This is a genomic window from Streptomyces sp. NPDC043427 (assembly GCF_056436655.1).
Genome location: NZ_JBWKCC010000015.1, coordinates 201,390 through 216,818, shown reverse-complemented (window position 1 = coordinate 216,818; position 15,429 = coordinate 201,390). Strand labels below are relative to the sequence as shown.

Genomic DNA, 15,429 nt, shown 5'->3' with positions numbered 1-15,429 from the left:
GGCCGTCAGGGCGATTCGCCCGGCGAGGGTCTTGCGCAGCTCCATCATGACGCGCTCCTCTTCTTACGGCTGGCGCCGAGGGAGCTGACGAGCTTGACCAGCAGCAGTCCGGCGATGGTGAGCAGCAGCAGGATGACGCCCTGGGCGGCCGCCCCGTTCCACTGGTTGTCCTTGGTCACCTGCTGGTTGATGAGGGTGGCGATCATCGTCTGGTTGGGTCCGCCCATCAGGGCCGGGGTGATGTAGTAGCCCAGCGAGAGGATGAAGCTGAGCAGTCCGGCACTGGCCAGGCCAGGGGCGACCAGTGGCAGGTAGACCCGGCAGAAGATCGTCACGCGTCCCGCGCCCATGCTGGCCGCGGCCGCCAGCAGGCGGCGGTCCACGCCGCGCATCACGCCGTACAGCAACAGCACGGTGTAGGGCAGCATCATGGAAGTGGTGCCGATGACCACGCCGATCTCGTTGTACAGCAGCCGGAACGGCGCCCCCGGTACCGACAGGCCGACCAGGGTCTCGTTCACCAGGCCCTTGTCACCCAGCAGGATGATCCATCCGTAGGTGCGCACCAGAGCGCTGATGAAGTGCGGAACAACAACGACCAGCATCGCCAGTCCGGCCCAAATGGGCTTGAGCCGCGAGATCGCGTTCGCCAGGAGGAACCCGAAGACGAGGCTGAGCAGCGCCGTCTCCGCCGAGATCCGCAGCGTGGTGAACAGGACCGAGAGGTTGACCCCCGTCAGCGCCTCGACGTACCAGTGCAGGGTGAACGATCCGTCGGCGTTCTTCAGGCTGAGAAGCAGCGTGCTGAAGATCGGGTAGACGAACAGCACCAGCAGATAGACGACGACCGGCAGCGCGTAGAGGATCCCGACCCGGGTCTTGCGCGAAGCCAGCAGCTTGCGCGGACGGGCGGGGGCGGTGGCGGTGAGGGCGGCCATGGCTCACCCGCCCTGTTCGCTTGTGAAGAGGTTGACGTCGTCCGGGTCGGCGGTGATCCCGACCCGCTCGCCGGCAACGGGGCCCCGGCCGGCCGGTACCTCCAGCCGCAGCAGCGGCGCGTCACCGCCGTCGATCCGCACGCCGGCGCGGACCAGAGTGCCCACATACGTGGCGGTCTCCACCGTGCCGGTACAGAAGCCGTCGTCGGTGGCGCAGGCCCGCAGCCGGCCCGGCTGGACGGCGACCTTGACCGGGGTGCCGGAGGCCAGCTGGTGGCGGCGCGCCTTGATCAGGCCGCCGCTGTTGTCCAGGCGGACCAGGGTGTGCTCGTCGGTGTGCTGTTCGATGCGGCCGGGCAGGAAGTTGGCCGCGCCGAGGAAGTCCGCGACGAAGGGCGTCTTCGGCCGCTCGAACAGCTCCCTGGGGGTGTCGAACTGCTCGATCAGTCCGTTGCGCATCACCGCGATCCGGTCCGACATCACCAGCGCTTCTTCCTGATCGTGCGTCACGTAGATGACGGTCAGGCCGAGTTCCTGCTGGATGGTCTTGATCTCGACCTGGAGCTGGTCACGCAGCTTCTTGTCCAGCGCGCCCAGCGGCTCGTCCATCAAGATGACCGGCGGGCGGTAGACCAGCGCCCGGCACAGGGCCACGCGCTGCTGCTGACCGCCGGACAGCTCGCGCGGCTTGCGGCCGCCGAACCCGGACAGACCCGCGATCTCCAGCGTCTCCCCGACCCGCCTGCGGATCTCGTCCTTCGGCACCCCGCGCAGCGTGAGCGGGAAGGCGACGTTCTCACGGACGGTCATGTGCGGGAAGAGCAGGTACTGCTGGAAGACGAAACCCAGGCCCCGCTTCTGCGGCGCGAGCTTCGTGACGTCACGGTCCCCGACGGTGATGGTGCCGGAGTCCGGTTCGCAGAACCCGGCGATCATCATCAGGGTCGTGGTCTTGCCCGACCCCGAGGAGCCCAGGAAGGTGACGAACTCTCCCGCCGCGATCTCCATGGACGCCTCGTCGACCGCGACGACGTCCCCGTATGTCTTGCGCAAGGCCACCACCGACAGCGATTTGCCGGTCGCGGTGGCCGGCTTGCCGCCGGCCACCTTGACGGACGGTGTGGCAACACCGAAATCAGCCACGAGCCCACTCCAGCCAGCGCTTGGTGACAGCCGATTCGTTCTTCAGCCACCAGTCGACGTCCGCGTCGAAGCCCTTGTCGTAGTACTTCGGCGCACCGGACAGCGCGTTGCGCTCGTCCTCGGTGAGCTTTTCGTAGGCCAGCGGGGAGGACGGGTTCGACGGGAAGGCCTTGGCCAGGTTGGCCTGGCTCTCGGCACGCAGCGAGAAGTCCATCAGCTGGTAGGCGGCGTCCACGTTGGCCGCGCCCTTGGCGATGGCATAGCCCTGGAACTGACGGCGCATGCCGTTGAGCTGCCGCTCGACCGGGATGCCCTGCTTCTGCATATCGGCGACCCGGCCGTCCCAGACGGTGGACATCGTCACCTCCTGGCGGCTCAGCAGCACACCCGGCAGCGGGCCGCTGTCCCAGAACTTCTTGATGTGGGGCCGCAGCCGGGTCAGCACCTTGAAGGCACGGTCCACATCCAGCGGGTACAGCTTGTCCATGGGGACGCCGTCGGCCAGCAGCGCGAACTCCAGCTCGGGCAGGTCACCGTCCGGGTGGACCATCGCACGGTCGCCCTTGAACGCCTTGGTGTCCCAGAAGTCCGCCCACGACTCCGGCTTCTTGCCGCCGAAGGCGTCGGTGCGGTACGCGATGCACTGGCCGTAGAAGCTGCTGCCGATGGCGTGGTCGGTGATCTGGTTGTCGGGGATCTTCGCGCTCTTCAGGCTCTTGATCCGGTCGCGGTCCAGCGTCTCCAGGGCGTCCTGAGCAACATACTTGTAGTGCGACATCATCGCGTTGTTGATGAGGTCGCACTGCGGGCGGCCCTGCTTGATCTGGGCGAGCAGCGGGGCGTCGTCCAGGTTGAGCACCTTGACGCTGATGCCGGTCTCCTGCGTGAACGGCGTGTAGATCGCCTTCTGCAGGGCCGCACCGTAGGAACCGCCGCTGTCGCGGACGACCACCGTCTTGCTGCCGCCCTTGGCGCTGCCGGAAGGGGTGCGGCTGGTGCCGGTGCCGCATGCGCTGAGGGCGGTCGCGGCGGCGAGACCCGCCGTGGCTCCGCCGACGCCGCGCAGGAAGAGCCTGCGGTCTATACGGGCGTCTCTCATAGTGTGCCTCCTGGGGGTGGTGCTACGGGGAAAGGGGACGGCTGGGGATGGGGGTCTAGGGGCGGGGGTCCGCCTCGTCGGATCCGCGGCCCATGCCGGGGACCGGGAGGGTGTCGGGTCGCGTGGCCGTGTCGGGGTCCCACGGGATGGCCAGGGCGGCGAGTTCGGTGCCGGGGCGGACGGTGAGGCCGTGCATGCCGTAGATGATCCGTCCGCCGGCCGGGGCGTGGACCGTGTGCTCCCGGCCGTCGGCCGGGTCGACGATGCGGCCGAGGAGGTCGCCCTCGGCGACTTCGCCGATGATGTCGGCGTCGAAGGAGAACTCCGGGTACCACAGGCCGGTGGCCTCGGCGGTGACGCCGGCGGACCAGACCCACTCGCGGGTCGGTGCCGGGGCGGAGCCGTCCGGGTCGAGGACGCCCAGGTGGCGCAGCGCCTGGCACAGTCCGTCGACGCGGCGGAGGGCCGTGGGCTCGTCGCGCTGGCCGAGTGAGCCCACCTCGACGAGGACCGCCGAGATGCCCCGGCGGGCGGCGGCCGCGTGGCTGTTGCCGCCCTCGGGCGTCAGCCCGATGATGACGTCCTCGATGCCGAAGGAGCCTGCCAGTTCGGCCGTGGCCTTGTCGAGGTCCGTGTCGCCGGTGAGGCGGTAGCCGACGAAGTCGCGCAGGACCTGGTCGATGCCGCCGCAGTGCAGGTCGATGTAGACGTCGGCGCCGTCGACGAGGTGGGCGAAGAGCCAGGCGGCCAGCCGCTCGGTGGGGCCGCCGTCGGGGTCACCGGGGAAGACGCGGTTGATGTTCACGCCGTCGGCCGGGGAGACGTTGAGCCGCCCCTGGTACACGGCGTTGGGGTTGGCGACCGGGCAGATGATGACCTGCCCGTGCACCTCACCGGGGCCCAGCCTGTCCGCCAGGCGTACGACGGCGTCGATGGGGGTGAACTCGCCGCCGTGCACTCCCGCGGTGATGACGACCCGGGGGCCGGGGCGGGTGCCGTTGATCAGGGTCAGCGGGATGTCCGCTGTGAGGGTGCCGAGGTCGGCGCGGACACTGCCGCGCGCCTTGGTGCCGGGCTCGGCGTCCAGGGAGCCGACGGAGAGGGTGGTGCCGCTCATGGTCATGCCTCCGTCCGGCCGAGGGTGGAGATGAAGTCGATGGGCTGGGTGGAGGTGCCGTCCAGCGCGAGGTCGGCGGCGATGTCGCCGAAGGCGGGCGAGAGCTTGAAGCCGTGGCCGGAGAAGCCCGCGAGCAGGATCACGTTCTCGGCGCCGGGGAGCGGGCCGACCAGGGGGCGGCTGCTCTTGGTGTAGCCCTCCATGTAGACCGACAGCCGGGTCGGGTCGGGGTGCAGGTCCGGCAGGTAGCGGCCGATCAGCTCGCTGAAGATCTCCAGTTCCTCCGGATGCACCGTCCGGTCCAGCTGGTTCGGGTCACCGGCGGGCTTGTGCAGGGCCTGGGAGAGGCCGAGCTTGACGGAGATGCCGTCCGGGGAGGGCAGGCCGTAGCAGTGCGTGGGGGCCGTGCGAATGAACGCGGGACGCTCCTCGCCGAACCAGGCGTCGGTGGTGGGCACGAACCAGGCGCTGACGAGGCGGCGGATGTCCACCTCCCAGGGGAGGTCGGGCAGCAGGTCGTTGACCCAGGGGCCAGGGGAGACGACGGCGGTGTCGAAGCGCTCGCTGCCGGCGTCGGTGCGGATCTCCACGCCGCCCGCGACAGGCACGATCTCGCGGACCGTGGTGTAACGGTGGATCACCGCACCCAGCTGCTCTGCGCGGCGCGCGGCGGTCTGGATGGTCAGCTCCGGGCGGATGAAGCCGGCGCGGCGGTCGAGCACGGCCGCGTCGCCGTCCTCGATGCGGTACTGCGGGAAGCGCTTGGCCAGCGACTCGGCGTCCAGCACCTCGTGGTCCAGGCCGTGCTCGGCGATGGACTCAAGCACGGTCGCCATCTGCTGCTGCTCGGTCGGCCCCATCAGCAGGCACCCGGTCAGGCGGCGCAGCTCGCGGCCACTCTCCTGCTGGAGCTGTTCGTACAGGGCGTCGGAGTGCTTGAGCAGCGGGACGTAGCGGGAGTCCTCGAAGTGGGCGCTGCGGAAGATCCGGGTCTCGCCGCCGGCGGCACTGCGGTCGTGGCCGGGTGCGTACCGGTCGTAGCCGACGACCTCGGCGCCGCGGGCCGCCAGCCGCCAGGCGGCCTGACTGCCCATCGTTCCGACGCCTACCACCGCGACACGCTTCCTCGCAGGTGACACAGGACTTTCCTTTCGTATCGCCGAGGCGCATGCTGAGCCCTCGACGTGAGGCTGTTCGATTCAAGAAGGTGTGGGCGGGAGCCAGGCCCTTCTTTGTGGGACCTGCGGCTGACAACCGCCGCATCTCGCAGTCCGGCTCACTTCGGTGGGATCCCCAGGAGCGTGCCACTATGTGGAATGCTGTGCTAGAATCTGGCACAGACAATGACAGCGAGCCAGAGGGGAGTCAAGAGGGTGTCCGGCAGAAATTTCGCGGATTAACAGGGGGAAACCGGATGGAAATGAAGAGCGTCACCAGATCGCTGCGCATCCTCGAGGCGGTAGCCCAGCATCAGCCGGTCACCGTGGGGGAGTTGACGAAGATGTTCGGGCTGCCGAAGTCCACCGTGCAGCGCACACTGGTCACGCTGGCCGAGGCCGGCTGGCTGCGCGCCAACCGCAGGGACACCACCCGCTGGGAGATCGGCGCCCGCGTCCTGGCCGTACGCCCCGCCGCCCTGCAGGGCTCCAGCCTGTTCGCCGCCGCACGTGAACCCATGATCCGCCTTCGGGACGCGGTGAACGAGACCATCCATCTGTCGGTCCCGGACGCCCTGCACTGCATGGTCGTCGTCGACCGCGTCGACTGCGACCACGCCGTACGCACCTTCCACACCATCGGCGACACCTCACCCCTGCACGCCACCGCCGTCGGGCGCGCCATCCTCGCCCACCTTCCGAGGCGGGACGTCGAAGAGCTCATCACGGCCGGGCTGGAGCGATTCAGCGACACGACCCCTGTCGGGCCCGACGAACTGCGCGCCGAGCTGGACCGGATCCGCGCCGACGGCTACACGGTCAACCGCAACCAGTTCCGGCCGGGCGTCTGCGCCGTCGCCGCGCCCGTCCTCGACGAGGACGGCACCCCGCTGGCCGCCGTGGCCATCTCCATGCCCGAGGCACGGTACGACGATGCACGGGCACCCGAGTGGGGCCGCCTCGTCGCCGACACGGCCGCGGAGATCTCGCAGCGCCGCCTGGGCGCCTGAACGGCGGTCGACAGCCCGCAACCCGTCGACCAGGGCCGGCTCGCACGCGTCAGCGCGCGGGTCGGCCCCTCGGCCATGCGCCCCGGCAGCCACCGCCCTGTGCCCGGCCGGGGGATGACCGGGACACAGGGCGGCCGCACCACGCGGCACGGTAGGCGCGGTCAGGGCACTACCGCTGTCCATCGCCGCGGGGAATCGGGACCCCCAGCACCCCTCAAGGTTCGGTCCGGTGAGGGGCCAACCTCAGCCACGTGCCGTATTGTGGAACGCTGTGCTAAAATACGGCATGATCGTGGCCGTGACTCCGCGCCGGAATCACGAGGTGAGTACAAGGAATCCACAGGTCTGAGGGGGCATCGAATGGAAATGAAGAGCGTCACCAGGTCGCTGCGGGTTCTGGAGGCGGTCGCCCGACATCAGCCCGTGACCGTCGGGGAGTTGACGAAGATATTCGGGCTGCCGAAGTCCACCGTGCAGCGCACACTGGTCACGCTGGCCGAGGCCGGCTGGCTGCGCGCCAACCGCAGGGACACCACCCGCTGGGAGATCGGCGCCCGCGTCCTGGCCGTACGCCCCGCCGCCCTGCAGGGCTCCAGCCTGTTCGCCGCCGCACGTGAACCCATGATCCGCCTCCGCGACACGCTGAACGAGACCATCCACCTGTCGGTCCCGGACGCCCTGCACGGCATGGTGGTCGTCGACCGCGTCGACTGCGACCACGCCGTACGCACCTTCCACGCCATCGGCGACACCTCACCCCTGCACGCCACCGCCGGCGGGAACGCCGTCCTCGCCCATCTGGGGAAGTCCGAGGTCGACGAGGTCACCGCGGGGACGCTGGAGGGTTACGGCGAGGAAACCATCACCGACCCGGAGCAACTGCGAGCGGAGCTCCGCCGTGTGAGAGAGCGTGGCTACGCCGTCAACCACAACCAGTACCTTCAGGGTGTCTGCGCGATCGCGGCACCCGTGCTGGACGGTGAGGGCGTACCGCTGGCCGCCGTGGCCGTCTCCCTGCCCGACTCCCGCTTCGAGCCCGGCCGGCTCGCCGAGCTGGGCCAACTGGTGACCGACACCGCGGCGGAGATCAGCGCACGCCACCTGCGCTGAGGCCGCGGCGAGGCGAGGCCGGACAGGGAGACCGCCGTCAGCTCACGGGCACCGCGAGGTACTGGTACTCCAGGAACTCGTCGATCCCCACCCGGCCGCCCTCGCGGCCCAGCCCGGACTGCTTGACCCCGCCGAAGGGTGCGGCCGGGTTGGAGACGAGACCCGTGTTCAGCCCCACCATGCCCACCTCCAGCCGCTCGCCCACCCGCAGGGCACGGTCGAGGCCCTCGGTGAAGACGTAACCGACCAGGCCCCACGGGGTGTCGTTGGCCCGGCGGATCACCTCGTCCTCGTCGTCGAAGGTGAGGATCGCGGCCACCGGGCCGAAGATCTCCGTGTCCATCAGACGGCTGCCGGGGTCGACGTCGGCGAGCACGGTCGGCGGGTAGAAACAGCCCGGGCCCTCCGGCGTACGGCCGCCGGCGAGGACGCGCGCACCGCGCTCCACCGCGTCGGCGACCAGTTCCTCGACCTTGGCACGCCCCCTCCTGTCGATCAGCGGGCCGACATCGACGCCGTCCCGGGTACCGGGGCCCACGACGAGCGCGCCCATCCGCTCGGCCAGGCGCCGCCCGAACTCCTCCGCCACCGACCCGTGTACGAAGAAGCGGTTGGCGGCGGTGCACGCCTCACCCATGTTGCGCATCTTGGCGACCATGGCGCCGTCCACCGCCTTGTCCAGGTCGGCGTCGTCGAAGACGATGAACGGCGCGTTGCCGCCCAGCTCCATCGACGTCCGGACCACGGCCTCCGCGCTCTGGGCCAGCAGCAACTGCCCGACGGCCGTGGAACCGGTGAAGGACAGCTTGCGAATCCGCCCCCCGCGAAGGAGCGGTTCGCACACCTCCCCCGCACGGGAGGTGGTGACGACGTTCAGTACGCCGTCCGGCAGCCCGGCCTCCTTGAGGATCGCGGCGAGAGCCAGGCTGGACAGAGGGGTTTGCGGGGCCGGCTTGAGGATCATCGTGCAGCCGGCCGCAACCGCCGGGCCGATCTTGCGGGTGCCCATGGCCAGCGGGAAGTTCCACGGGGTGATCAGCAGACAGGGGCCGACCGGGCGGCGGGAGAGCAGCATCCGGTTGCGGCCGTCGGGCAGGACACCGAGGCCGCCGTCGATGCGGACGGCCTCCTCGGAGAACCAGCGGAAGAACTCGGCCGCGTACGCCACCTCTCCCCTGGCCTCGGCGAGCGGCTTGCCCATCTCGGCCGTCATCAGGTGGGCGAGCTCGTCGGTGCGCTCCAGGATGATCTCGTAGGCGCGGCGCAGGATCTCGCTGCGCACCCGGGGTGCTGTACGGGCCCATTCCTCCTGTGCCCGCACGGCCGCTTCCTCGGCGAGCTTGGCGTCCTTGGGGCCGGCGTCGGCGACGTGGCAAAGGATCTCGCCGGTCGCGGGGTCGTCGACGGGCAGGGTGGCGCCGTCTGCGGCGTCCACCCAGGCGCCGCCGATGAACAACTGCGTGGGTGTGTCGGTCATGAGGTCTCTCCTCGTTGATCGGGTCGATCGGCGGCGGGGTCGAGCAGTTCCGCGAGGTGCAGGGCGCGGACGCCCTGGTCTCCGGCGAGGTGGTCGATCTGGGTGGCGCAGCTGAAGCCGTCGGCCACGACGACGGTCGGGGTGGCCCCGTCGGTGGCGTGGATGCCGTCGAGGCGGGGTTTCAGGGCCAGGTCCGCGACGGCCATGGAGGTGTCGTAGTGCTCCTCCTCGAAACCGAAGTTGCCGGCGAGTCCGCAGCAGCCCTCGGCCTCGTCGACCTTGCGTACGCCGAGGCGGCCGAGCAGGTCGCGGGGGTGGCGGCCCTTGAAGGTGGCGTACTCGTGGCAGTGGGTCTGCAGGACAACCTCGTCCGGCAGCGTGGGCGGGCGCCAGCCCGGTGCGGCGAGGTCGGTGAGGGCTCCGGTGAGGGTGTGGACGCGGGCCGCGACGCGCTGGGCGGCGTCGGTGCCGAGGAGTTCGGGCACGTCACGCTTGAGGGCTGCCGCGCAGCTGGGCTCGGCCACGACGATGGGCCGGTCGTCGCCGTTGTCCAGCCGGGCGACCGTGCGGGCCATGATGCGGCGCGCGAGGGACAGCTGCCCGGTGCTCACCCAGGTCAGGCCACAGCACAGGTCGTCCTGTGCCGTGCAGGGAATGCCGGCGTCGGCGAGTACGCGGCTCGCCGCCCCGGCCACCTCGGGGCGGAAGGCGCGGGTGAAGCTGTCCACGAACAGAAGCGTCTTCGCCGGTTCGCCGGTCCTCGCCGGGCGCAGGGCCCGGCGCAGTGCGTGCCGGGAGGCGAAGGCAGGGATCCGGCGTTCGGTGGTCACGCCGCCGAGACGTGCGAGCAGCTTCCCGAGGGGGCCGCGCAGCAGCGCGTTCACCGGGCGGGCCGCGTATCCGACGAGCCTGGAGGTCAAGGGCAGCCAGCCCAGGGAGTAGTGGGAGCGGGGTCTGACTCTGCCCTTGTAGTGCTGGTGCAGGAACTCCGCCTTGTACGTGGCCATGTCGACGCCGACCGGACAGTCGCTGGAGCAGGCCTTGCAGGACAGGCACAGGTCGAGGGCGTCACGGACCTCCGTGGAACGCCAGCCGTCCTGGACGGTTCCGCCCCGCACCATCTCCTGGAGCAGACGGGCCCGGCCGCGGGTGGAGGCGTTCTCCTCCCCGGTGGCCCGGTAGCTGGGGCACATCACGCCGCCCGAGTCGCTGCGGCAGCGGCCGACCCCGACGCAGCGGCGCACCGCTCCTGCGAAGCCGTCCTCGTCGTGCGGGAAGGAGAACAGCGTTTCCACGGGCAGCACCTGCGGGGAGGGCGTGTGCAGCGCCAGGTCGGCGTCGAGGCGGGCCGGGGCCACGATGACGCCGGGGTTGAGCAGCCCCTCGGGGTCGAAGATCTCCTTGAAGGCGGCGAACGTCCGGATCATCCGGTGGCTGTACATGACCTCCAGCAGCTCGCCCCGGGCCCGCCCGTCGCCGTGTTCGCCCGACAGGCTTCCGGCGTGCTCGACGACCAGGGCGGCGGCTTCCGACAGGAACCGGCGGGTGGCGGCCCGCCCCGTGTCCGTGGCGAGGTCGAAGTCGATGCGCACGTGGACGCATCCCGCGCCGAAGTGTCCGTACAGCACGCCGGTCAGGCCGTGCGCGGCCAGCAGCTTGCGGAAGCCGCGCAGATAGGCGGCCAGGTTCTCGGGGGCGACCGCCGCGTCCTCCCAGCCGGGCCAGGACTCCCCGCCGTCCACGAGCCGGGCGGCGAGCCCCGCCCCGTCCTCCCGCACCCGCCACAGCGAACGCCGCTCGGCCGGGCTGTGCACGACCCGCCCGCCGGTCAGCCGGCCGTGGGCCTCGAGTACGGCCAGCAGTTCGGCGGCGCGGGCGTCGACGGCCGCCTGGTCGTCGCCGTCGAGCTCGACGTACAGCCAAGCCCGCCCCTCGGGGAGTCCGGTGACGGAGTCGGGGCCACGCCGGGCACGCATGGTGGCGACGATCGCCTCGTCCATGCCCTCCACGGCGGTGGGGTTCCAGCGCAGGATCTCGGGGACGTCCTCGGCGGCGTCGACCACGTCGTCGTAGCCGAGGGTGAGGAGGGTGGAAGCCTGTGCGGTCGCCACCAGGCGGACCGTCGCGGCGGTGACGACCGCACAGGAGCCCTCGGTGCCCACCAGTGCGCGGGCCATGTCGAAGCCGTGCTCGGGCAGCAGGTGGTGCAACTGGTAGCCGGAGACCTGGCGCGGTACCCGGCCCAGCTCGGTACGGATCGGCGCCAGGCTGTCGCCGATCAGGCGTCGTACGTCCGCCTCCAGCCGGGCGACGTGCCGCACGGCGTCGGTGTCGTTCGGATCGGCGGCCCGCAGACCGGTGCGGTCGGCGACGGCCCGCACGCCGTCGGCCGTCACGATCTCCAGGGCCTCGATGTGACCGCTGGTGCGACCGTGCCGCACCGACCGGTTCCCGCACGCGTCGTTGCCGATCATGCCGCCGAGGGTGCAGCGGCTGTGCGAGGACGGGTCGGGGCCGAAGGCCAGCCCGTGCAGGCTCGTCGCGCTCTGGAGGGCGTCGAGGACCACTCCCGCCTCGACGCGCGCGGTGCGTGCCTGCGGGTCGATGTCCAGGATCCGGTTCATGTACCGGGAGAAGTCCAGGACGACGCCGGGTCCGACGGCGTTGCCCGCCATGCTGGTGCCGCCGCCGCGGGCGGTGAGCGGGACGCCGGCCCCGCGGCAGGCCCGCAGCACCGCGACGACGTCGTCGGCGCTGCGGGGGAAGGCCACCGCCTGCGGCGGGACCCGGTAGTTGGAGGCGTCGTATGCGTACGCGCCGGTCCCTCCCGCACCGGTCTCGATCCGCAGGCCGGGAGCGGTACGGGCGAGCTCGTCGACCAGGCGCGGGAGGGAGGCCGTCATCGCTGCGACGCCCCCGACGTGCCTGCCTCGACCGCGGTCGCCCAGGCCTGGAGGCCCTCGTCCACCGCCGTCTCGTCGATGACGAGCGCCGGGATCATGCGTACGACCTGGTTCCAGGCCCCGCACAGCAGCAGAAGCAGGCCCTCGTCGATGGCGGCGCGCTGCACGCGGGCGGCGGTCTCGGGGTCGGGGCTGCCGTCCTCGGTGACGAACTCGGTGGCCAGCATCAGGCCCAGGCCCCGCACGTCGCCGATGCCGGGCGTCCGGTCGGCCACCGCCTCCAGCCCGTGGCGCAGCCGCTTGCCCATCGCCTCGGCGTTCTCGACGAGCCCCTCGTCGCGTACGACGTCGAGGGTGGCGCAGGCCGCGGCGCACGCGACGGCGTTGGCGCCGTAGGTGCCACCCTGCGAACCCGGCCACGCCTTGGTCATCAGCTCCTCGGAGGCGGCGATGCCGGAGAGGGGGAAGCCGCTGGCCAGGCCCTTGGCGGTGACGAGGATGTCGGGCGTGACGCCGAAGTGGTCGTGGCCCCAGAAGCGTCCGGTGCGGCCGACGCCCGTCTGCACCTCGTCCAGGATGAGGAGGAACCCGTGGCGGTCGGCACGCTCGCGCAGCCCCTCCAGGAAGGCGCGGGTCGCGGGGACGTATCCGCCCTCGCCGAGCACCGGCTCGACGATGATCGCGGCCGTGTCGGCGGGTGAGGAGATCGTCTGCAGCGTGTAGTCGAGCTCCTTCAGGGCGAAGCGGGTGGCGGTCTCCTCGTCCCAGCCGTACCGGTAGGCCGAGGGGAACGGGGTGACGACGACTCCGCTCATCAGCGGCGAGAAGCCGGAACGGAAGCGGGTCCCGGAGGTGGTCATGGAGGCGGCAGCGACCGTACGTCCGTGGAAGCCGCCGTGACACACGATGACGTTCGGCCGGCCGGTGGCCTGGCGGGCCAGGCGCAGCGCGGCTTCGACGGCCTCGCTGCCGGAGTTGGTGAAGAACAGGCTGTCCAGGCCGGCCGGCAGCACCTCGCCGAGCTTGTCGACGAGGCGGCGCAGGGGCTGGTGCATGACCGTCGTGTACTGGCCGTGGATCAGCGTGCCGACCTGTTCCTGTGCCGCCGCCACGACCTTGGGGTGACAGTGCCCGGTGCTGGTGACTCCGATGCCGGCGGTGAAGTCGAGGTAGCGGCGGCCGTCCTGGTCGAAGATGTGGACGCCCTCGCCCCGGGCAGCCACCACGGGCGTGGCCTGGCGAAGGTGCGGCGACAGTGCGGTCATGTTCGTCTCCCGGCCTCGTGTTCGGTCTGCTGCGGTGTCCCGAGCATGTCTGCGGACCAGGGGTGTGCCAACGTGCGATCTGTCCGGCCGGGCCGCGACATCCGGACATTGTGTCAGCCTCATCGGGGGGCATGCCGGGTGCTGATCGCTCACGGCCCGCTCTTGCGCAGGTCAGCGACGCTTGTCACAGTGGCCGGGCACTCCCGGGCAGTGGGCCGTGCTCGAGCAGGGAACCCCCATGGAGACACCGTGAACGACAACCACCCGGCCGGCCATGGGCCCACCCACGCACTCACCGTCGCCGACGTCCTGGCCCTTCCCGTCCTGGCAGCCGGACAACCCCAGGTCGTCACCGGTGTGCCCCACCTGGACCGGCCGGTCAGGTGGGTCCACATCACCGAACTGACCGACCCCGCGTCCTTCCTCAAGGGCGGCGAACTCGTCCTGACCACCGGAATGCCGCTCCCGGAAGACGTGGTCGGCGTGCGCCGGTACGTCGACGAACTCGCCGACGTCGGGGCCGCGGCGCTGGTCATCGAACTCGTACGTCGCTATCACCGCCCGCCGGACGCACTCGTCGACGCCTGCCGCCTGCGTGGCCTCCCCCTCGTCACGCTCGCCAAGGACGTCAACTTCATGGAGGTCACCCAGGTCGTGCACGCCCTTCTGCTCGGCAACCAGGCGGACGCGATGCGGCGCACCCAGCGCATCCACGAGGCGTTCAGCGCCCTGACCCTGCGCGGCGCCGGCCCGGAGGACGTGGTGCGCGCGGCGGCGGAGATGTGCGGCCGCACGGTCGTCCTGGAGAACCTGGTGCACCAGGCACTGATCTGCGAACCCTCCGGGAGCACGATGGAGGAGGCACTCACCGGCTGGGAAGGGCGCTCCAGAGCCAGCCGGGCCGACGACCACACGGTGACCTGCGGCCCGGAGGGCTGGCTCACCGCACCCGTCGAGTACCAGGGCGAGCGCTGGGGCCGTGTGGTCATGCTCCCGGCCCGCACCGAGGGTCCCGCCTTCGGGCCGGAGCACATCACCGTGCTGGCGAGGACCGCGATGGCCCTGACCGTCGCCCGCCTCATCCACCCCACCCCCTGGGAACGCACCGCACACCGAAACGCCCTGCGCGACCTGGTCGACCAGCGCCACCACTCCGCCGAGGACGCCCGCGCCCGTTGTGCCGCACTGGGCCTGCCGGCCGACCGAAGCCGGTTCGTCGCGACCCTGGTGGACCTCCGCAGGGGCAGAGGGGGAACCGAGCCCGCGCCCCACCTGTTCCAGGAACTCCGGACGGCAGGCATCCCGGCTCTGGTCGGCGAGCTGGCCCCCGACCGCCTGGGCATCCTGCTGGCTCTGCGTCCCTCCCAACCCTGGCGACCCATCGTCGAACGACTGGGCGGCACCGCACTCAGCCTGGCCCCGCAAGCAGTCGTGACTGTCGGTTCGGAGGTCACGGATCTCGCCGACACCGCCCGTTCCTTCCGCGAGGCGGCCCGCGTCGCCGAGGCCACCCCGCCCGGTCAGCCCCTTCCCCCGGACCGGTCCTTCCACGAGCTGTCCGACATCGGTCTGCACCGCCTGCTGTACGCCCTCCGCGAGGACACCCGGGTCCAGGAGTACGCCGAACAGCAGCTAGGGCGACTCATCGATTCCGACACCCAGCACGGCACCGACCTGCTGACGACCCTGCGCCACTACCTCGAAGCGGCCGGCAACAAGACCACCGCCGCACGCCGGGGCGGTCTCTCCCGCGAAACCATGTACCAACGCCTGCGCACCATCGAGCGTCTCCTCGACCGCGACCTGGAGTCCGGCGTACAGCGCACCGAACTGCACGCGGCTCTCACGGCACTTGATGCCATTCGAGCCCACTGACGTGGAGCGACCCCTGCCCGCCGCGACAGGGCTATCGCGTCCACATCGGCCGCCTGCCGCTTCTTGACGATCTGTCCGCCGACGAGGGTTTGCGGTCCGCCGGCCCCGTAGCCGATGGCGGACAAGCCGATCCTGAGCCGGGCGCTGTCGAACGGCATCGAACACCAGCAACGAGACATGGGATGTAAACGGGCCGGTACCGGAGAGAGGGAAGGCGGCAAAGGGGCTATCGGAGCAGTGGCGATGGGACGAAGTGACGCAGAATTCGCCCCTGGGTCGCCGATCCCCGAATTCCGTCATCCATGGGATGTCCAGGCGGGGATCTGCGTGATATC

The 15,429-nt window shown here is 70.9% G+C and carries 11 protein-coding genes; 3 read left to right on the top strand and 8 right to left on the bottom strand.

Going from position 1 to position 15,429, the window contains the following annotated elements:
• Positions 1–44: 44 nt before the first annotated feature.
• Genes AC067M_RS24290 through solA form a run of 5 tightly spaced genes read right to left on the bottom strand, consistent with a single transcriptional unit; the run spans position 45 to position 5,409 of the window.
• On the bottom strand, positions 45–938 hold the full coding sequence (locus tag AC067M_RS24290) for an ABC transporter permease (protein WP_478699110.1): 894 nt from the start codon (positions 936–938) through the stop codon (positions 45–47).
• Positions 939–941: 3 nt separating this feature from the next.
• A complete protein-coding gene (locus AC067M_RS24285) occupies positions 942–2,081 on the bottom strand; it encodes an ABC transporter ATP-binding protein (RefSeq protein ID WP_478699109.1) in 1,140 nt (379 codons plus the stop codon).
• Positions 2,074–3,180, bottom strand: coding sequence for an ABC transporter substrate-binding protein (locus AC067M_RS24280; protein WP_478699108.1), 1,107 nt, complete (start codon positions 3,178–3,180; stop codon positions 2,074–2,076). Before AC067M_RS24280 ends, AC067M_RS24285 begins: the two co-directional genes overlap by 8 nt.
• Positions 3,181–3,235: 55 nt before the next feature.
• Positions 3,236–4,297: a succinylglutamate desuccinylase/aspartoacylase family protein gene (locus AC067M_RS24275; RefSeq protein WP_478699107.1), complete on the bottom strand. Its 1,062-nt coding sequence runs from the start codon at positions 4,295–4,297 to the stop codon at positions 3,236–3,238.
• 2 nt (positions 4,298–4,299) lie between these two features.
• A complete protein-coding gene (gene solA / locus AC067M_RS24270) occupies positions 4,300–5,409 on the bottom strand; it encodes an N-methyl-L-tryptophan oxidase (protein ID WP_478699121.1) in 1,110 nt (369 codons plus the stop codon).
• 308 nt (positions 5,410–5,717) lie between these two features.
• On the opposite strand from solA, the gene AC067M_RS24265 reads away from it, so the two are divergent.
• Positions 5,718–6,464, top strand: a complete 747-nt coding sequence (locus AC067M_RS24265; RefSeq protein WP_478699120.1) for an IclR family transcriptional regulator — start codon at positions 5,718–5,720, stop codon at positions 6,462–6,464.
• Between the two features lie 366 nt (positions 6,465–6,830).
• Positions 6,831–7,574, top strand: coding sequence for an IclR family transcriptional regulator (locus tag AC067M_RS24260; protein WP_478699119.1), 744 nt, complete (start codon positions 6,831–6,833; stop codon positions 7,572–7,574).
• Between the two features lie 37 nt (positions 7,575–7,611).
• Here the strand turns inward: AC067M_RS24260 and AC067M_RS24255 are convergent, their stop codons facing one another.
• The 3 genes from AC067M_RS24255 to AC067M_RS24245 are packed head-to-tail and all read right to left on the bottom strand — an operon-like array spanning position 7,612 to position 13,219.
• Positions 7,612–9,051: an NAD-dependent succinate-semialdehyde dehydrogenase gene (locus AC067M_RS24255; protein WP_478699106.1), complete on the bottom strand. Its 1,440-nt coding sequence runs from the start codon at positions 9,049–9,051 to the stop codon at positions 7,612–7,614.
• On the bottom strand, positions 9,048–11,954 hold the full coding sequence (locus AC067M_RS24250; protein WP_478699105.1) for an FAD-binding and (Fe-S)-binding domain-containing protein: 2,907 nt from the start codon (positions 11,952–11,954) through the stop codon (positions 9,048–9,050). Before AC067M_RS24250 ends, AC067M_RS24255 begins: the two co-directional genes overlap by 4 nt.
• On the bottom strand, positions 11,951–13,219 hold the full coding sequence (locus AC067M_RS24245; RefSeq protein WP_478699104.1) for an aspartate aminotransferase family protein: 1,269 nt from the start codon (positions 13,217–13,219) through the stop codon (positions 11,951–11,953). Before AC067M_RS24245 ends, AC067M_RS24250 begins: the two co-directional genes overlap by 4 nt.
• Positions 13,220–13,468: 249 nt before the next feature.
• On the opposite strand from AC067M_RS24245, the gene AC067M_RS24240 reads away from it, so the two are divergent.
• Positions 13,469–15,094 (top strand): PucR family transcriptional regulator, encoded by a 1,626-nt coding sequence (locus AC067M_RS24240; protein ID WP_478699103.1) that lies wholly within the window; start codon positions 13,469–13,471, stop codon positions 15,092–15,094.
• Positions 15,095–15,429: the final 335 nt, after the last annotated feature.